17 protein-coding genes are annotated in these 17031 nt (G+C 71.3%); 8 read left to right on the top strand and 9 right to left on the bottom strand.

Annotated elements, in window-relative coordinates:
* Positions 1-51 precede the first annotated feature (51 nt).
* From GTY58_RS37135 to GTY58_RS37125, 3 genes are all read right to left on the bottom strand, one after another.
* Complete coding sequence (locus tag GTY58_RS37135; protein WP_107083149.1) at positions 52-981, bottom strand: anti-sigma factor RsbA family regulatory protein; 930 nt, start codon at positions 979-981, stop codon at positions 52-54.
* Positions 981-1340, bottom strand: a complete 360-nt coding sequence (locus tag GTY58_RS37130) for an STAS domain-containing protein (protein WP_010988552.1) — start codon at positions 1338-1340, stop codon at positions 981-983. Before GTY58_RS37130 ends, GTY58_RS37135 begins: the two co-directional genes overlap by 1 nt.
* A 310-nt stretch (positions 1341-1650) precedes the next feature.
* Positions 1651-2667 (bottom strand): LacI family DNA-binding transcriptional regulator, encoded by a 1017-nt coding sequence (locus tag GTY58_RS37125; RefSeq protein ID WP_010988551.1) that lies wholly within the window; start codon positions 2665-2667, stop codon positions 1651-1653.
* Between the two features lie 144 nt (positions 2668-2811).
* On the opposite strand from GTY58_RS37125, the gene GTY58_RS37120 reads away from it, so the two are divergent.
* Positions 2812-3996 (top strand): Gfo/Idh/MocA family oxidoreductase, encoded by a 1185-nt coding sequence (locus GTY58_RS37120; protein ID WP_010988550.1) that lies wholly within the window; start codon positions 2812-2814, stop codon positions 3994-3996.
* A gap of 228 nt (positions 3997-4224) precedes the next feature.
* On the opposite strand, the gene GTY58_RS37115 is transcribed toward GTY58_RS37120, so the two are convergent.
* Genes GTY58_RS37115 through GTY58_RS37100 form a run of 4 tightly spaced genes read right to left on the bottom strand, consistent with a single transcriptional unit; the run spans position 4225 to position 8148 of the window.
* Positions 4225-5127, bottom strand: coding sequence for a sugar phosphate isomerase/epimerase (locus tag GTY58_RS37115; RefSeq protein ID WP_010988549.1), 903 nt, complete (start codon positions 5125-5127; stop codon positions 4225-4227).
* Between the two features lies 1 nt (position 5128).
* Complete coding sequence (locus GTY58_RS37110; protein WP_010988548.1) at positions 5129-6040, bottom strand: ATP-binding cassette domain-containing protein; 912 nt, start codon at positions 6038-6040, stop codon at positions 5129-5131.
* Positions 6041-6049: 9 nt separating this feature from the next.
* Positions 6050-7123 carry an ABC transporter permease gene (locus GTY58_RS37105; protein ID WP_010988547.1) on the bottom strand — a complete coding sequence of 358 codons (1074 nt, stop codon included), beginning with the start codon at positions 7121-7123 and terminating at the stop codon, positions 6050-6052.
* A gap of 5 nt (positions 7124-7128) precedes the next feature.
* A complete protein-coding gene (locus tag GTY58_RS37100; RefSeq protein WP_010988546.1) occupies positions 7129-8148 on the bottom strand; it encodes a sugar ABC transporter substrate-binding protein in 1020 nt (339 codons plus the stop codon).
* Between the two features lie 307 nt (positions 8149-8455).
* Here GTY58_RS37100 and iolC point away from each other — a divergent pair, with 307 nt between their 5' ends.
* From iolC to GTY58_RS37065, 7 genes are all read left to right on the top strand, one after another.
* Positions 8456-9412: a 5-dehydro-2-deoxygluconokinase gene (gene iolC / locus GTY58_RS37095; protein WP_010988545.1), complete on the top strand. Its 957-nt coding sequence runs from the start codon at positions 8456-8458 to the stop codon at positions 9410-9412.
* Between the two features lie 25 nt (positions 9413-9437).
* Positions 9438-10316, top strand: coding sequence for a hypothetical protein (locus GTY58_RS37090; RefSeq protein WP_010988544.1), 879 nt, complete (start codon positions 9438-9440; stop codon positions 10314-10316).
* Positions 10317-10345: 29 nt separating this feature from the next.
* Positions 10346-11251, top strand: a complete 906-nt coding sequence (iolB, locus tag GTY58_RS37085) for a 5-deoxy-glucuronate isomerase (RefSeq protein ID WP_010988543.1) — start codon at positions 10346-10348, stop codon at positions 11249-11251.
* Positions 11252-11273: 22 nt separating this feature from the next.
* Positions 11274-13148, top strand: coding sequence for a 3D-(3,5/4)-trihydroxycyclohexane-1,2-dione acylhydrolase (decyclizing) (gene iolD, locus GTY58_RS37080; protein WP_037647050.1), 1875 nt, complete (start codon positions 11274-11276; stop codon positions 13146-13148).
* A gap of 73 nt (positions 13149-13221) precedes the next feature.
* Positions 13222-13989, top strand: coding sequence for a GntR family transcriptional regulator (locus tag GTY58_RS37075; protein ID WP_010988541.1), 768 nt, complete (start codon positions 13222-13224; stop codon positions 13987-13989).
* Between the two features lie 59 nt (positions 13990-14048).
* The gene (locus GTY58_RS37070) at positions 14049-14417 is read left to right on the top strand and encodes a DUF779 domain-containing protein (protein WP_010988540.1); all 369 of its coding nucleotides are present in this window, start codon (positions 14049-14051) and stop codon (positions 14415-14417) included.
* A gap of 75 nt (positions 14418-14492) precedes the next feature.
* Positions 14493-15722 (top strand): phosphodiester glycosidase family protein, encoded by a 1230-nt coding sequence (locus GTY58_RS37065; protein WP_010988539.1) that lies wholly within the window; start codon positions 14493-14495, stop codon positions 15720-15722.
* A 39-nt stretch (positions 15723-15761) separates the two neighbouring features.
* Here GTY58_RS37065 and GTY58_RS37060 read toward each other — a convergent pair whose 3' ends face one another.
* Positions 15762-15956 carry a hypothetical protein gene (locus GTY58_RS37060; protein ID WP_010988538.1) on the bottom strand — a complete coding sequence of 65 codons (195 nt, stop codon included), beginning with the start codon at positions 15954-15956 and terminating at the stop codon, positions 15762-15764.
* 102 nt (positions 15957-16058) lie between these two features.
* Positions 16059-16919: a phosphatidylinositol-specific phospholipase C/glycerophosphodiester phosphodiesterase family protein gene (locus GTY58_RS37055; RefSeq protein WP_010988537.1), complete on the bottom strand. Its 861-nt coding sequence runs from the start codon at positions 16917-16919 to the stop codon at positions 16059-16061.
* Positions 16920-17031 lie beyond the last annotated feature (112 nt).

The following is a 17031-nucleotide window of genomic DNA, read 5'->3' as shown; positions in this document are numbered from 1 at the left end:
CCCCCGCGCGCGGCCCCGGCTTCCCCGAGGTCCGCGCGGTGCCCGCCTGAGCTAGCGGCTCAGATAACAGCGGACAGTGGTGCCGCTCTCGCTCGTGTGCATACGTACGAGGTCGGACAGCTGGTGAACCAGCAGCAGTCCACGTCCACCGATCTGACCACGCTCCGCGGGGCGCCGGCCGGCCAGCGGATCCACGAGTCGTCCACCGTCCTGGACCTCGCACACCACCTGGTCCCCCTCGGTCCATATCCGTGCCGTTCCTGAACCGCCGCCATGCACCGCGCTGTTGGTCGTCAACTCGGCGACCAGCAAGGCCAGGTCCTGCAGCCTGACGCCGGACAGGCCCAGGTCTTCGGCCTGCCGGACCATGAAATGCCGAACGGCGGAAAGCTCTTCGACGGTGAAGGCGGCTGCCACGGCCGCGGGCGGGGGCGCCAGTGGCTCGTTGTAGCGGGCGACGACGGTGTCGGGGCTGTATGCGGCGCTGGCCAGCTCACGGCCTTCGTCGATCACCAGGGGATGCGTGGCGTAGGCGTCGGCGAGCACCTTCTCGTCCAGCCCATCCGCGTCGTAGGGACAGAGGATGGTCACCTCCCGGCCGCGGAAGGCAGCGTTGATCAACGCCTCGTGCTGGACGCAGGCCGGGTATTCCGCGGAGGTGCGGCCCGGCCAGATGGGCTCACCGATGATCCGTACCCGTGCCGTGGACCGGGCATCGGCGAAGGCCCGCAGGACTCCGGGGATGATCCGGCCCGGGTTCCGGCCGGCCTGGGTCATGTCGAGGAAGTGCACCTGATCGGCGTCCGCGCCCAGTTCCGTCTTCATCAGCTTGAGCTGGGGGCCCGGAACGGCCACTGCCACCGGCTCACCGGCGGACAGACCGTCCAGGACGAACGGAACCGTTCCCGCCACGTACTGCCGATCGCCTCGGTAGAACAGGGCCGGGTGCACAAACGGGTCGGCAGGGGCGGCCGTACTCATCACGCCACCATCTCAATCGTCAGCAGGTCAGGCCAGAACATTTCGAACATGCGCCGCAGTCCGAAGGGTGGCCGGTCCAGATGGATGTGCTGGCCGGCGGGGAGCCGCTGGGCTGCCAGCGCCAGGGCCGACGCACCAGCCACATCGATGAAGGTGACCGCTGAGAGCTCTACGTAGAGCGCGTCCTCACGCCGCCGGACCAGTTGGTCCAGGGCCCGCTCCCACTCCGTGAGCGTGGTCAGGGTGACTTCCCCGGCGGCCCGCACACCCGGCCGGTCGGACAGGGGAGAAACCTCGAGGTCAGCCGCGGTGTGCTGCGCCTGACCGCAGGGCTGATCCCTGTGGCGTGGGCTCTCCACGCTTCCACCCCCAGACCTTGTCCTGTGACATCAGTATTTCATCTTCCCGGCCGGACCCGGCGATGGGGCGGTCAGGCGCACCGTGCCACGGGAACAGCCGCTCCGCTCACCGTGGCACATTGTCCGCGGGGAGTCACGGTCCGCAGCGGCGCCGTACGCGACCGCAACCCGCCGCCCTTCGGCCGCGGACAGACCATGCCGACCAGGTCAGACAGCACCGGTTCGCGCCGCGGTGACCGCCAACGCGGCGTAGCGCATCGTGAAGCCGCCCCCCAGCGCGTCGATCGCGGCCCCGATGCCCGTCAGCAGCTCAACTCGGCGCCGCCGTGGTGCGGCGGATCTCCAGGGTCGGCGTCGACAGGTGTACCCCGGCGGGGCGGCCGGGGTCGGTGAAGCGGTCCAGGAGGCAGCGGGCGGCGCGTCTGCCGACGTCGTGGCTGGCGGTGTCGACGGTGGTGAGCCACAGGTGCCGCAGCCGGGAGATGCTGGTGTTGTCGTATCCGACCACGGACAGGTCGCGCGGTACCCGCAGGCCGAGTTCGTCGGCGGCCGAGAGCGCGCCGACGGAGGCGATGTCGTTGACGGCGAAGACCGCGGTGGGGCGCCGGGGGCCGCTGAGCAGCCGCACGGTGGCGCGGTAGCCGCCCTCCTCGGTCATGTCGCTGGGCTCCACGAGCGCGTCGTCGGCCAGCCCGTGTGCGTGCATCGTGGCCTCGAAGCTGCGTCGGCGCAGGTCGCCGACGGCGCCGTAGCCCGCGATGTGCGCGATGGCGCGGTGGCCGAGTCCGATGAGGTGCTCGGTGGCCAGCCGCGCCCCGTGCTCGTCGTCGTTCGCGACCACGTCGACGCCGGGGAGCACGGGTTCGCGGGTGCCCGCGACGACCACCGGGATCCGCGCGGCAGCCGTGCCGAGCGCGGCCGGGTCGGGCAGGGTGCCGACGGCTATCAGTCCGTCGACCTGGAGGTCCAGGAACGGGCGGGTGAGGTCCTGGCCGATACGGCGGTTGAGGCGCCCGTCGGCCAGGATCATGTGCAGGCCGTTGTCGTGCAGCAGTGAGTTCAGGCCGTCCAGCAGGTCGACGAACCAGGGGTTGCGCAGGTCGTTGAGGAGGACACCGACCGTGCGGGTGCGCTGCTCGCTGAGGCTGCGAGCCGCGGCGTTCGGCCGGTAGCCGAGCTCCGCCATGGCCCGCAGCACGGCCTCCCGCTTCTCGGGCCGCACCTGCTCGGAGCCGCGCAGCACCAGGGAGACCAGAGACTTGGACACGCCGGCGCGCTCGGCGACCGTACGGATCGTCGGCCGGCCTTCGGACTGCGCCTCGGACATCTCTTGGACCGTTCCACATCGCGTCTCGACAGAGACTCGCACTTTCGCAGAGTGAATTTGACGCTGTCAAAGGTGTTGACACTGCCTCTTCCGTCCACACAGGGTGGGCTGAGCGATTTTGGACCGGTCCAAAGAAGGTGGCTCATGGAGAACGAGGGCAGTGGAGCCGCACGCCGTCCCCTCGGCGTCGCGGTCGTCGGTTTCGGCTGGATGGGGCGCGTGCACACCCAGGCGTACGCCCGGGTGCTGCACCATTTCCCGCAGCTGGCCGTGCGCCCGGAGCTGGTGACGGTCGCCGAGGAGGTGCCGGGCCGGGCCGAGGAGGCCGCCGCGCAGTTCGGGTTCGCGCGTACCGCCCGGGACTGGCGCGAGGTGGCCGCGGATCCGCGGGTGCACGCGGTGAGCATCACCGCGCCGAACTTCCTGCACCGCGAGATCGGCGTCGCGATGGCGGAGGCGGGCAAGCACATCTGGATCGAGAAGCCGGTGGGTCTCACGCTGGAGGACGCCCGCGCGGTGTCGGACGCGGTGACCAAGGCCGGCGTCCAGGGCACGGTCGGCTTCAACTACCGCAACGCACCTGCCGTCGAGACCGCCCGCGAGCTCATCGCCTCCGGCGAGATCGGCACGGTCACCCATGTCCGCATCCGGCTCTTCAGCGACTACGCCGCCCACCCCCATGGCGCCCTGACCTGGCGCTACGAGCGCGAGCGCGGCGGCAGCGGCGTGCTCGGCGACCTCGCCTCGCACGGAGTCGACCTGGCCCGGTTCCTGCTCGGCGACATCGCGTCGCTCACCGCCGACACCGCGGTCTTCGTACCCGAGCGGGCCCGCCCCACGGGGGCGACCGCCGGCCACACCCTCGCCACGGGGGGCGAGCCTGGTCCGGTGGAGAACGAGGACTACGTCTCCTGTCTGCTGCGCTTCGCCTCCGGCGCCCGCGGTGTCCTGGAGGCGTGCCGCGTCTCGGTCGGCGAGCAGAACAACTACGGCTTCGAGGTGCACGGCACCAGGGGCGCGGTCTTCTGGGACTTCCGCCGTATGAACGAGCTGGGCGTCAGCCGCGGCACCTCCTACCAGGACCAGCCCCTCACCACCGTCCACGTCGGCCCGGGCCATGGCGAGTACGGCGCGTTCCAGCCCGGAGCGGCGACCAGCATGGGCTACGACGACCTGAAGGTCATCGAGGCGTACCGCTTCCTGCGCTCGATCGCGGAGGAGACACCGTACGGGGCCACGCTGCCGGACGCCGTGCACAGTGCCGCGGTGCTGGAGGCCATGGCCGCGTCCGCGGAGAGCCGCGCCTGGGTGGACGTGCCGACGCCCTGACGGTCGGGTGCCCGGGCGCGGAGCCGACACCGCGCGCCCTGGTGCGGACCACGCGGCAACACGACGGAGCCGTCGTCGACGCGAGGAGGCCGGAAGACCGGCGTGAAATCCTCGCGCGACGACGGCTCCGTCGGCTCTCGGGCCCGCCCGCCCCGCCAGGCGGCAGGCGGCAGGCACGCCCACGACCGCGAGATCCAGGCGTGGGTGGGCGTGGTCCCTTCGGGGGGTTCAGGCTCCGCAGGAGCGGAGGAACGTGCGGGTGCGCCGGGCGATCGGCAGGGGCTGGTCCGGCGGGCAGGGGTACATGTCCTGCTCGACGATGGCGAACAGCTCCACCCCGAGGCGCTGCGCCGCCGTCAGGACCGGCGCCAACTCGGGTACGCCGGACGGCGGTTCACACATCACCCCGCGCTGCACGGCGGGCCCGAACGGGACCTCGCCCGCGCGCACCTCGGCGAGGATGTCGGGGTCGACCTGCTTGAGGTGCAGATAGCCGATGCGCTCGCCGTAGGTCTCGATGAGCTTGACGCTGTCGCCGCCGCAGTAGGCGTAGTGCCCGGTGTCCAGGCACAGGTTGACCAGTCCGGAGTCGGTCGAGTCGAGGAAGCGCTCGACATGGGCCTCGGTGTCGATGTGCGTGTCGGCGTGCGGGTGGACGACGATGTCGAGGCCGTAGGTCTCCTTGACCTCGTGCCCGAGCCGCTCCATGCCCTTGGCGAGATGGGCCCACTGCTCGCCCGTGAGCTCCGGCGGCTCGATGATCTCGGCGGTCTTGTCGTCGCGCCAGAAGGACGGGATCACCACGAGGTGCCGTGCGCCCATCGCCCGGGTGAGCGCGGCGACCTGCCCGACGTGCTCCCAGGTGGCGTCCCACACGGACGGTCCCCGGTGCAGCGAGGTGAAGACCGTGCCGGCCGACACCTGGAGGTTGCGCCGGGCCACCTCGTCGGTGAGGCGGGCGGGGTCGGTCGGCAGATAGCCGTACGGGCCCAGCTCGATCCACTGGTAGCCCGCCTCGGCGACCTCGTCGAGGAAGCGCTGCCAGGGGACCTGCTGGGGGTCGTCCGGGAACCAGACACCCCAGGAGTCCGGGGCCGATCCGACCCGGATGCGGTCCAGGGCAGGGGTCATGTCAGGAAGTCCCTTCGGAAGCGGCCGCCACCGGTGCCTGGAGGTCGTCCGCATCCGGCAGCCCCTCGACGTCGACGCCGCGGACCTGCGCCAACTCGTGCTTGAGCGCGGCCAGTTCGGCACCGCCGGCCATGTGGTTGGTCAGCTCCTCGAGGCTGACCTCGCTGCGGGCGGCGTTGAGTTCCATGGTGCCGAGGCGCAGCACGCTGAAGTGGTCGCCGACCATATAGGCGTGGTGGGGGTTGTGGGTGATGAAGATGACGCCGAGACCGCGGTCGCGGGCGGCGGCGATGTACTTCAGTACGACTCCGGACTGCTTGACGCCGAGGGCGGCGGTGGGCTCGTCGAGGATGAGGACGCGGGCGCCGAAGTGGACGGCGCGCGCGATGGCCACGGACTGGCGCTGGCCGCCGGAGAGGGTGCCGATGGGCTGGTCCAGGTCGTCGAGGACGATGCCCATGTTGCGCAGTTCGTCGTCGGCGGTCCGCTTCATGCGGGCGATGTCGAGGCGGCGCACGGGCCAGGGGCCGCGGGTCAGCTCGGAGCCCAGGAAGAAGTTCCGCCACACCGGCATCAGCGGCACCGTGGCGAGGTCCTGGTAGACGGTGGCGATGCCGCGGTCGAGGGCTTCGCGGGGGGTGTTGAAGTGCACCGGTGCGCCGTCGACGAGGAACTCGCCCTCGGTGTGCTGGTGCAGCCCTGAGATGATCTTGATGAGGGTGGACTTGCCCGCGCCGTTGTCACCCAGGACGCAGGTCACCCGGCCCGGGCGGACGCTCAGGTCAACGCCGTGCAGGGCGCGGATGTTGCCGTACGACTTGCCTGCGCCGCGCAGTTCCACGATCGGCTCGGCGTCCGCGGGCCCGGTCTCCTCGACGGGGGTTCCGTCGGGCGGGGTTCCGTTGGTTGTCATGGGATCAGATCACCTCCGGGTCGCCTGGCGGCGGACCCACAGATTGACGAGGGCGGCGACGAGGAGCATCGCTCCCAGGAAGGCCTTGAACCAGTCGGGGTTCCAGTTGGCGTAGACGATGCCCTGGGACACCATCCCGAAGATGAAGGCGCCGATGACCGGGCCGATCGCGGAGCCGTAGCCGCCGGTGAGCAGACAGCCGCCGATGACCGCGGCGATGATGTACAGGAACTCGTTGCCCACGCCCTCGCCGGACTGCACGGTGTTGAACGAGAACAGCAGGTGCATGCCGACGAACCAGGCGCCGGCACCGACGCCCATGAAGAGCGCGATCTTGGTGAGGCCGACCGGGACGCCGACCGCGCGGGCGCTGTCCTTGTTGCCGCCGACCGCGAAGATCCAGTTGCCGAACTTGGTGCGCAGCAGCAGCCAGGTGGCGGCGGCGGCGAACACCAGCCAGTAGACAATGGTGATCTTGAAGCTCACTCCCCCGATGTCGAACTCGGAGGCGAAGACCTTCTTGGCCTGCTCGAAGCCGTCCATGTCGGCGATCGAGTCGCTCGCGACGTTGTCGGTGAAGATCTTGGTGACCGCCAGGTTGGCGCCCTGGAGGACCAGGAACGAGCCCAGCGTGACCAGGAAGCTGGGCAGGCCGGTCTTGATCAGCAGCCAGCCGTTGAACGCGCCGACGGCGAGGGACACGAGGAGCGCGACGAAGACGCCGGTCCACACGTTCATCGTCAGCTGGAAGCTCAGGATGGCGGCGGTGAGCGCCGAGGTCGTCACGGCGACACCCGCCGACAGGTCGAACTCGCCGCCGATCATCAGCAGGGCCACCGGCAGCGCCATGATGCCCATCACCGACGCCTGGTAGAGCACGGTGGACAGGGCGCTCGCGTCGCGGAAGGAGGGGGCCACCGCGAAGAAGAACACGTACACACCGACGGCGGCGATCAGCGCGCCGACCTCGGGGCGGGCCAGCAGCCGCCGCCCCAACGAGCGTTCGCCGGTACGGCCGTCCTTGGGGGCGGCCGGCGAGGCCGGCGACGAGGGACTCGTCGCCGGTGCCGTTGCTTGAGTCATTCAGATCACCGAGTGCCCTTCGCGGCGAACTCGGCGACCGTCTCGACGTTGGTCTTGTCGACGAAGGCAGGGCCGGTCAGCACCGGCTGCTCACCACCGCCGCTGTAATTGCCGTTGTTCTTGTAGAGCCACAGGGAGTCGACCGCCAAGTAGCCCTGAAGGTACGGCTGCTGGTCGACCGCGAACTGGATGTCGCCCTTCTTGATGGCGCTGGTCAGTTCCTTGTTGAGGTCGAAGGTGGCGATCTTGGCCTTGCTGCCCGCGTCGCTCACCGACTGCACCGCGGTCAGGGCGTACGGGGCACCGAGCGCGACCACGTAGTCGATGGAACTGTCCTGCTTGAGCTTGGCGGTGATCGTCGACTTCACCGACGGCATGTCGGTGCCGTTGACATACAGGTTCACCGTCGTGCCCTTGAACGTCTTCTTCACGCCGGCGCAGCGCTGGGTGAGCCCGACGTTGCCCTGCTCCTGGACCACACAGACGGCCTTCTTGGCGCCGACCTCGTTCAGCTTCTTGCCGAAGGCCTCGCCCGCCACACCCTCGTCCTGCCCGAAGAACTCCATCAGGCCCAGCGACTTCCAGTCACTCAACCCCGAGTTGAGCCCGACCACGGGTATGCCGGACTTCTCCGCCTTTGCCGCGACGCTCTTCATGGCGTCCGGCTTGGCCAGGGTGATCGCGATGCCGTCGACCTTCTGGTCGATCGCGTTCTGGACCAGGTTGGCCTGGTTGCCCGCGTTCGGGTCGGCCGAGTAGACCAGCTTGATGTTGTCCTTGGCGGCGGCCGCCTGGGCGCCCTTGCGGACGATGTCCCAGAACGTGTCGCCGGGCGCCTGGTGGGTGACCAACGCGACCGTCATACGGGGCGTGTTGGCCTTGCCGGCGGAGGCGCCGCTCCCGCCCTCCTCGGCCTTCTTGCCGCCGGAGCCGCTGGAGCAGCCCGCGACGAGCAGCGCGGAGGCGGCTGCCGCCGCGACGAGCGGGGCGATCCTGCGGGAGCGGGGGTAAAACGTGCGGTCCATCTTTCCAGCACCTCACTGTGCGACCAGAGGGAAAGGGAGCGGAGTGCTCCGGGCACAGGACCCGAGCCGGGGGCCTGGACGGGAAGCCCAGATCATGTGCCGATGACGCGGCTGCTTCGTTGGGACGCGATACAAGTCCCTGTTGCACCCACCTGTCAATACTTTGTTAAGACATCATTTCACTAGCAGGTCCGAATGTCCGTACAAACTATTGACACAAGACCGATGGGCGCCCTACACCTGGGAGACACCGCACCAGGCCATCAGGTCCCGGGGTGCCCGCATCCCCCGATGAGGAGCGACGTGCATGCCAGACTCCGTTGAAACTTTCGACCTGATCACTATGGGGCGCATCGGCGTCGACCTCTACCCCCTACAGCCGGGCGTTCCACTGCCGCAGGTCGAGTCCTTCGGGAAATTCCTCGGCGGTTCCGCCGCCAATGTCGCCGTGGCCGCCGCACGCCTCGGCCGCTCCACCGCGGTGATCACCCGGACCGGCAACGACCCGTTCGGCACCTATCTGCACCAGGCGCTCGAGGAGTTCGGCGTCGACGACCGGTTCGTCACCCCCGTCGACGCCTATCCGACGCCGGTCACCTTCTGCGAGATCTTCCCGCCGGACGACTTCCCGCTGTACTTCTACCGGCAGCCCAAGGCACCGGACCTGGAGATCCGCACCGAGGAGCTCGACTTCTTCGCCCTCCGCGCCGCCCGAATCTTCTGGATCACCGGCACCGGGCTGAGCGAGGAGCCCAGCCGCTCCGCCACGCTCGCCGCCCTCAAGGCCCGCACCAAGGGGGGCACCACGGTCTTCGACCTCGACTGGCGCCCGATGTTCTGGCAGGACCCACGGGCGGCCCGCCCGTACTACGCCGAGGCGCTGCGCCACGCGACCGTGGCCGTCGGCAACCTCGACGAGTGCGAGATCGCCACCGGCGTACGCGAACCCCGGGCCTGCGCCGAGGCGTTGATCGAGGCGGGCGTGGAACTGGCCGTCGTCAAACAGGGCCCCAAGGGTGTCCTCGCCGTGCACCGCGACGGCACCACCGCCGAGGTGCCGCCCGTCCCGGTGGAGGTCGTCAACGGCCTCGGCGCGGGCGACGCGTTCGGCGGCTCGCTCTGCCACGGGCTGCTGGCGGGCTGGGAGCTGGAGCGGACCATGCGCTACGCCAACGCGGCCGGCGCCCTCGTCGCCTCCCGCCTCGCCTGCTCCTCCGCGATGCCCACCCTCGATGAGGTCGAGGACCTCGTCGCGCGCGGATGACCCGCCACCCCGAACGGAGCCTGTCTTGACCATCAGCATCCCCGACCTCGCCACGGTGCGGGCCCGGCATCCGGAGGCCATCGCCGAAGCGGCCGGCCGCCGCACGCGCCGGCCGCTGATCGGCGAGAGCGGCCGCCTCCTGATCGTCGCGGCCGATCATCCGGCGCGCGGCGCGCTCGGCGTGGGCGGCCGAGGGCTGGCCATGGCGCATCGCGCCGATCTGCTCGAGCGCCTGTGTGTCGCGCTGTCCCGGCCGGGTGTGGACGGGGTACTGGCCACCGCCGACATCCTGGAGGACCTGCTGCTCCTGGGTGTGCTGGAGAACAAGGTCGTCATGGGGTCGATGAACCGCGGCGGCCTGGCCGGCGCGTCCTTCGAGATGGACGACCGCTTCACCGGGCACCGCGCCGAGGACATCGAGCGGCTCCGCTTCGACGCGGGCAAGCTGCTGCTGCGCATCGACTACGCCGACCAGGGGTCTTCGGCGACCCTGGAGTCCACGGCCCGCGCGATCGACGACATGGCCGCGCGCCGACTCCCCGTGTTCGTCGAGCCGTTCATCTCGCGCCGGGTGGACGGCACGGTCCGCAACGACCTCGGCGCCGAGGCCGTCACCCGCTCCATCGCCATCGCCTCGGGCCTCGCCGGCACCTCGGCGTACACCTGGCTCAAGCTGCCGGTCACCGAGGATCCCGACGACATGGGCGAGGTCCTCGAGGCCTCCACCCTGCCCGCCGTGCTGCTCGGCGGCGAGGTCGGCGAGGACCAGGAGGGCGCGTACGAGAGATGGCGCAAGGCGCTGCGGCTGCCCACCGTCCAGGGCATGGTCGTGGGCCGCTCACTCCTGTATCCCGCCGACGGCGGCGTGGCGACGGCGGTGGACACCGCGGTCGGCCTGCTCTGACATCACCGACCCGGTCCAGGAAAGGCATCATGACGACCACGCACCACCTCCCCGCGGGCAAGGCGGCGAACGGCCCCTACACGGTGGACATCTCCCCCGAGTCGGCCGGCTGGGGCCACTCCAGTCTGCGCGTGCTGGAACTGCCCGCCGGCGGATGGCACTCCTTCGACACCGGCGACAGCGAGTGGATCGTGCTGCCGCTGGCGGGGTCCTGCACGGTGGCCGTCGGCGGCGAGACCTTCCGCCTGGCCGGGCGCGAGAGCGTCTTCAGCGGGGTCAGCGACTTCGCCTATGTGCCGCGCGACGCCCAGGTCTCCCTCGCCTCGCGCGGCGGCGGCCGCTTCGCGCTGACCGGCGCCCGCTGCACCGAGCGGCTGCCCGCCCGCTACGGGCCCGCCGCCGCCGTCCCGGTCGAGCTGCGCGGCACCGGCACCTGCTCCCGCCAGGTCAACAACTTCGCCGCGGCGGTCCCCGCCGGGGGCGATGCCGGACAGGGTTTCGCGTGCGACCAGCTGATCGCCGTCGAGATCATCACGCCGGGAGGCAACTGGTCCTCGTTCCCGCCCCACAAGCACGACGAGCACCGCCCCGGTGAGGAGTCCGAGCTGGAGGAGATCTACTACTTCGAGATCGCCGCCCACGACGGCACGCCCGGCCTGGGCTACCAGCGGGTCTCGCCCTCCGGCCACGGCCGGGGCACCGACGTCCTGGCCGAGGTGCGCAGCGGCGACACCGTCCTCATCCCGGACGGCTGGCACGGCCCGTCGATGGCGGCGCCCGGCCACGACATGTACTACCTCAACGTGATGGCGGGTCCCGGCGCCGAGCGCGACTGGCTGATCCGCGACCACCCCGACCACGCCTGGATCCGCGCCACCTGGCCGGATCAGCCCGTGGACCCCCGACTCCCCCGCTACACCGCCCCGTCCCAGTGAGGTCCCGATGAGCCAGGTCCCCATGGACCAGTCCACCCGCCGCCTGACCGTCGCCCAGGCGCTGGTGCGTTTCCTGTCCGCGCAGTACACCGAGCGCGACGGCGTACGGCACCGCCTGATCGCCGGCACCTGGGGCATCTTCGGCCACGGCAACGTGGCGGGCATCGGCCAGGCGCTCCTCGAAGCCGGCGAGCAGGCCATGCCGTTCCACCAGGGCCGCAACGAGCAGGCGATGGTGCACGCGGCGGTCGGCTACGCCCGCCAGCTGGGCCGCCTCTCCGCCCAGGCCGTCACCACGTCCATCGGCCCCGGCGCCACCAACCTGGTCACCGGCGCCGCCCTGGCCACGATCAACCGTCTCCCGGTGCTGCTCCTGCCCGGCGACTACTTCGCGACGCGCGCCGCGGACCCGCTGCTCCAGCAGCTGGAACACCCGGTGGAGGCAGACCTGTCGGTGAACGACACCCTGCGCCCGGTCTCCCGCTACTTCGACCGGATCACCCGCCCGGAGACGCTCGTCCCGTCCGCGCTCGCCGCCATGCGGGTCCTCGCCGACCCGGCCGAGACCGGCGCGGTCACCCTCGCCCTGCCGCAGGACGTGCAGGCCGAGGCGTACGACTGGCCCGAGGAGTTCTTCGCCGAGCGCGTCTGGCGCGTACGCCGCCCCGCGCCCGACCCGGTCGAACTGGCCGAGGCGGCCCGGGCGATCCGCGGCGCCGAGCGGCCGCTGATCGTCGCGGGCGGCGGCGTCCACCACAGCGAGGCGGAGACGGCGCTGCGCGAGCTGGTGGACGCCACCGGCATCCCCGTCGCCTCCACCCAGGCGGGCAAGGGCTCGCTGCGCCACGACCACCCCGCCGACCTCGGCGGCATCGGCCACACCGGCACCGCGGTCAGCGACGACCTCGCGCGCACCGCCGACCTGGTCATCGGTGTCGGCACCCGCTACACCGACTTCACCACGGCCTCCGCCACCCTGTTCCGCAACCCCGGAGTGCGGTTCGTCAACCTCAACATCACCGCCTTCGACGCCCACAAGCTCGCCGCCCGGCCCCTGGTCGCCGACGCGCGGGCGGGCCTGGAGGCGCTCGCCGAGGCGTTGGCGGGCCATCGTGTGGACGCGGCGTACGAGGCCGAGTACCGCTCGGGCAAGGAGCGTTGGGAGCGGGTCGTGGCCGACGCCTTCCGCGCCGACGACGAGAACGCCGTGCCGACCCAGACCCAGGTGCTCGGCGCCCTTGACTCCGTCGTGGGCGACGCGGACGTGGTCATCAACGCGGCCGGCTCTCTCCCCGGCGACCTGCACAAACTGTGGCGAGCCCGCTCGCCGCGCCAGTACCACCTGGAGTACGGCTACTCCTGCATGGGCTACGAGATCCCGGCCGGTATCGGTGTCCAGCAGGCCGCCCCCGGCACGCCCGTGTGGTCGCTGGTCGGTGACGGGACGTATCTGATGATGCCGACCGAGATCGTCACCGCCGTCCAGGAGTCGCTGCCCGTCAACCTGGTCCTGATCCAGAACCACGGCTACGCCTCCATCGGCGGCCTGTCCGAGAGCGTGGGCGGCGAGCGCTTCGGCACCGCCTACCGCTACCGGGCCGCGGACGGCACCTTCTCCGGCGCGCCGCTGCCGGTGGACCTCGCCGCCAACGCGGCCAGCCTCGGCATGGACGTCATCCGGGCCAAGACCGTACGGGAACTGCGCGACGCCCTCGCCGAGGCCCGCGCCTCGGACCGGCCGACCTGCGTGTACGTCGAAACTGACCCGGCGCCCACCGCTCCCCCGGCACAGGCGTGGTGGGACGTGCCCGTCGCCGAGGTGGCCTCCCGCGAGGCCGCGGTGGACGCCCGCGCGACCTACGACGGGCACACCGCCGAACGCCGCCGACACCTCTGACTCCTCCTGCCTCCCGGCTCACGAAAGGACCCGCCATGAGGACCATCAACCTGAACTTCCCCAGCCACTCCTGATGTCCCGTCACAGGAACCCCGCCACCCCCGTACGCCTCGACTTCGCACTCGACCGCAACAGTCCGGTGCCGCTCTACTACCAGCTCGCCCAGCAGCTGGAGCATGCGATCGAGCACGGCGCGCTGGGCCCGGGCAGCCTCCTCGGCAACGAGATCGAGTTCGCCGGGCGGCTCGGTCTGTCCCGGCCCACCGTGCGCCAGGCCATCCAGTCGCTGGTCGACAAGGGGCTGCTCGTGCGCCGCCGGGGCATCGGCACCCAGGTGGTGCACAGTCAGGTCAAGCGCCCGCTGGAGCTCAGCAGCCTGTACGACGACCTGGAGGCCGCCGGCCAGAACCCCGCGACGCGGGTGCTGCGCAACGAGGTCCAGCCGGCGTCCGCCGAGGTCGCGGCCGCCCTGGGCCTCGCCGAGGGCGGCGATGTGCACCACATCGAACGGCTGCGCCTCGCCCACGGCCAGCCGGTGGCGTTCCTGTCCAACCACGTGCCGGCCGGCCTGCTGGACCTCGGCACCGCCCGGCTGGAGGCGACCGGCCTGTACCGGATGATGCGCGCCGTCGGCATCACCCTGCACAGCGCCCGCCAGTCCGTGAGCGCCCGCGGCGCGACCGCCCAGGAGGCCGAGCGGCTGGACGAGCACGAGGGCGCCGCCCTGCTCACCATGCGGCGCACCGCCTACGACGACACCGGCCGCGCCGTCGAATACGGCACCCACATCTACCGCGCGTCACGGTACGCCTTCGAGTTCCAGCTCCTCGTACGGCCCTGAAGGCGCCCCGCCCCGCGCGTGCAACCTTCTCGCAACGTGGCGGCTGGTCGGCTGAGGGCATGGATCCGACCGTGGAGATGGTCCCGCGCGTGGAGCTCACCCCTGCCGCCGCCGAGCTGGTGCGGCGGCTGCGGGCGGCCCACGGACCGCTGATGTTCCATCAGTCAGGCGGCTGCTGCGACGGCAGCGCGCCCATGTGCTATCCGGACGGCGAGTTCCGCACCGGCGGCTCCGACGTGCTGCTCGCGGAGCTGGAGGTCGAGGGCGTCGACGAGGCGGTGGGCTTCTGGATGTCGAGGAACCAGTACGAGGTGTGGAGCCACACCCGGCTGATCGTCGATGTCGTACCCGGCCGAGGCAGCGGCTTCTCCCTCGAAGCACCCGAAGGAGTGCGTTTTCTGATCCGTTCCCGCGTCGTCGACGCCTAGGTACCGCGCCGGCCACCGACATCTGGTGCACTTCCCCTGATTCCTGGGACAGTTGACGAGACATCAGGGGGGACTGTGACGCGTCGCGGCGGACGGCTCAGAACGGTACTGACGGTACTCACGGCCTGGAGCGCGCTGGCCGGTGCGGCCCTGGCGGGAGCGGCGCCGGCCGGCGGCGCGCCGAGGAGCGTCCCGCTCGCGCCGGGCGTCGAGTACACGCAGTTCGACATCCCGGCGGACCGAGGAGTGACGCACGCCCATCTCCTGAGCGTCGATCTCGCCGATCCGCGGGTGCGGGTCGGCCTCCTGCACCCGGGCGCCGTCGCGGCCCGCGCCCCGGTCTCACGGCTCGCCGACTCGCAGGGCGCGCTCGCGGGCATCAACGGCGACTTCTTCAACATCACCGAGACCCAGCACCCGGGGGTCGAGGCGACCGGTTCGACCGACGGTCCGGCGATCGCGGACGGGCACACACTCAAGGCAGCCGTGCCGAACGGCCAGCGCTTCGGGCCGGCGCTGCCGCCCGGTACGACCACCGAGGACGTGCTCGGCGTCGGCGACGACCGCCGGGCCCGGCTCGACCGCCTGGCCCTCGAAGGATCCGTGGACACCGCGGCGGGAGAGCTGCCGCTCCGCGGGCTCAACCAGTACGCGCTGCCGGAGGGTTCGGTCGGCGCGTACACCGCGGACTGGGGCAGTGTCTCGCGCGCCCGGGCCGTGTGCGGCACGGACACCGACCGGGCGGCGCCGTGCAGTACGGACACCTACGAAGTGACGGTCAGGGACGGCCAGGTGGTGTCCTTCGCCGACTCCCCCGGCAGCGGACCGATCGCCGCCGGCACCACGGTGCTGGTCGGCCGCGAGGCAGGCGCGCAGCAGTTGCGGAAGCTGTCCACGGGCGAGGAGGTGTCGGTGGAGCACCGTCTGGTGGCGGCCGGGTCGCAGGTCGCGTACAGCTTCGCGATCGGCGGATACCCGGTGCTGAGGCAGGGGAAGCCGCTGCCGGGCCTCGACACCGTCACCTCGGCCGTACGCACCGCGGTGGGCATCAAGGACGCCGGCCGCCGTCTGCTGCTCCTCGCGATCGACGGCGCCGCCGCCTACCGCAGCGGCCTGACCATCGCCGAAGTCGCCTCGGTCATGCGCGGCTTGGGTGCCACCGAGGCCTTCAGCCTCGACGGCGGCGGCTCGACCACGCTGGTCGCCCGCGCTCCCGGGGCGACCTCCGTGACCGTACGCAACCACCCGAGCGGCGGCGCCGAACGGCCGGTCCCGAACGGCATCGGGGTGTTCACCCGGACGTGACCGGGCACCGTCCGGCCCGCATCCCTGGCCTCCCGCAGGCTAGGGGTGCAGGCTGCTGACGATGTCCGCCGTCGCCAGCAGGCCGTTGTGGATGGTCGGGGCCATGCTGGAGCCGGCCAGGAAGAACCCGAGCAACACGCAGATCAGGCAGTGCGACAACTTCAGTGCCCCGTTGCGCACGAAGACCACCACAAGGATCAGAAGCAGCAGCACCACAGAGATGGAAATGGCCATCGGAACCTCCTCCGCCACGTCGATACCGCGGCTTTAGGCCGCAAGTGTCGCGTAGCGGAGGGTTCGTCCGGGCGGCTGACGTGTCCCCCGAACGTGTGGTGTCTACGGCCGCTCGTGGGCGTCGAGGAACGCCTCCAGGCCCGCGAGGTCGTCCGTGTTGACGTAGTCGACGTCCGCGGCGAGCAGCTCGGCCCACAGCGCGTCCCGGTCCGGGCCCGCCCGATCGGGCGTGGCCCACAACCGCACCTTCTGCCGGCGTGCGTGCGCCGCCGCGACGATGCCCCGCAGCTTCTGCCGCTCGGCGCCCGGGAACGGGCCCGCCCCGAGCCAGCTGAAGTTGAGCGTCCAGTTGTCGCTGATCAGCGGGATGAGGGAGGCCGGGGCTGAGCTGCCGAGATCGGTGAGGCGACCGTCGTAGAAGGCGCGGCGCACGCTCTGCGCCTCCATCGGCGTACGGGCCGCGCGGTCGCCGGAGATCACGGCCGTGACCGGGCCGGGGTGCACGCGGCCGTGCGCGTACGTGGTGAACAGGTTGCGGTAGCGCCGTAGATGGCGGTCGAGTTCGAGGTAGGTGGACGAGCCCTCGGTCTTGATGTCGATGAGAAGTTGCAGGGGCGTGCGCCACCCCCGGTACACGGAGCCGTGGTTGGCCCTGACGCGGGCGGCCAGCGGATCGAGGTAGAGGGATTCGAGGGTGCGGGCCGGGTCGAGGTCCGCCGGGTCGTGGGCCACGAGGAGCTGGTCGCCGACGAGGTAGATGTCGGCCTCGACGCTGCCGAAACGATGGCCGAGGGCGTCGAACAGGGGCCGCGGGTGCTCGTAGTCGTTGTGCGCGTGGGCGCGCCGCAGCGGGCGCGGGCCGTGCCCCCGCTCGCTCGCTCGTGCGTGCGCGGGCAGCGCGACGGAGCCGGCGAGGGCGGCGCCGAGGGTGGTGAGGGCTCTGCGACGGGTGGTGAGGGCCATGCTCTGCCTCCCTGGAAGTGCCGTACGGGACACCGGCGAGTATGCGGCGCCCGCGAGCCCAAGGGGCAGGGCCGTGCGCGGAGTTGGCCGGACCGCCGCCGTGCGTTCACTT

This window comes from Streptomyces sp. SID5469, from assembly GCF_009862865.1.
GTDB classification, from domain to species: domain Bacteria; phylum Actinomycetota; class Actinomycetes; order Streptomycetales; family Streptomycetaceae; genus Streptomyces; species Streptomyces avermitilis.
The sequence above is the reverse complement of the archived record's forward strand: the minus strand, read 5'-3'. Positions and strand labels throughout refer to the sequence as shown.

What these genes read in the sequence shown, in the direction of transcription:
- GTY58_RS37135 (WP_107083149.1), bottom strand. Translation starts at nt 981, where the DNA reads ATGAGTACGGCCGCCCCTGCCGACCCGTTTGTGCACCCGGCCCTGTTC.
- GTY58_RS37125 (WP_010988551.1), bottom strand. Translation starts at nt 2,667, where the DNA reads ATGTCCGAGGCGCAGTCCGAAGGCCGGCCGACGATCCGTACGGTCGCC.
- GTY58_RS37120 (WP_010988550.1), top strand. Translation starts at nt 2,812, where the DNA reads ATGGAGAACGAGGGCAGTGGAGCCGCACGCCGTCCCCTCGGCGTCGCG.
- GTY58_RS37115 (WP_010988549.1), bottom strand. Translation starts at nt 5,127, where the DNA reads ATGACCCCTGCCCTGGACCGCATCCGGGTCGGATCGGCCCCGGACTCC.
- GTY58_RS37110 (WP_010988548.1), bottom strand. Translation starts at nt 6,040, where the DNA reads ATGACAACCAACGGAACCCCGCCCGACGGAACCCCCGTCGAGGAGACC.
- GTY58_RS37105 (WP_010988547.1), bottom strand. Translation starts at nt 7,123, where the DNA reads ATGACTCAAGCAACGGCACCGGCGACGAGTCCCTCGTCGCCGGCCTCG.
- GTY58_RS37100 (WP_010988546.1), bottom strand. Translation starts at nt 8,148, where the DNA reads ATGGACCGCACGTTTTACCCCCGCTCCCGCAGGATCGCCCCGCTCGTC.
- iolC (WP_010988545.1), top strand. Translation starts at nt 8,456, where the DNA reads ATGCCAGACTCCGTTGAAACTTTCGACCTGATCACTATGGGGCGCATC.
- iolB (WP_010988543.1), top strand. Translation starts at nt 10,346, where the DNA reads ATGACGACCACGCACCACCTCCCCGCGGGCAAGGCGGCGAACGGCCCC.
- iolD (WP_037647050.1), top strand. Translation starts at nt 11,274, where the DNA reads ATGGACCAGTCCACCCGCCGCCTGACCGTCGCCCAGGCGCTGGTGCGT.
- GTY58_RS37075 (WP_010988541.1), top strand. Translation starts at nt 13,222, where the DNA reads ATGTCCCGTCACAGGAACCCCGCCACCCCCGTACGCCTCGACTTCGCA.
- GTY58_RS37070 (WP_010988540.1), top strand. Translation starts at nt 14,049, where the DNA reads ATGGATCCGACCGTGGAGATGGTCCCGCGCGTGGAGCTCACCCCTGCC.
- GTY58_RS37060 (WP_010988538.1), bottom strand. Translation starts at nt 15,956, where the DNA reads ATGGCCATTTCCATCTCTGTGGTGCTGCTGCTTCTGATCCTTGTGGTG.
- GTY58_RS37055 (WP_010988537.1), bottom strand. Translation starts at nt 16,919, where the DNA reads ATGGCCCTCACCACCCGTCGCAGAGCCCTCACCACCCTCGGCGCCGCC.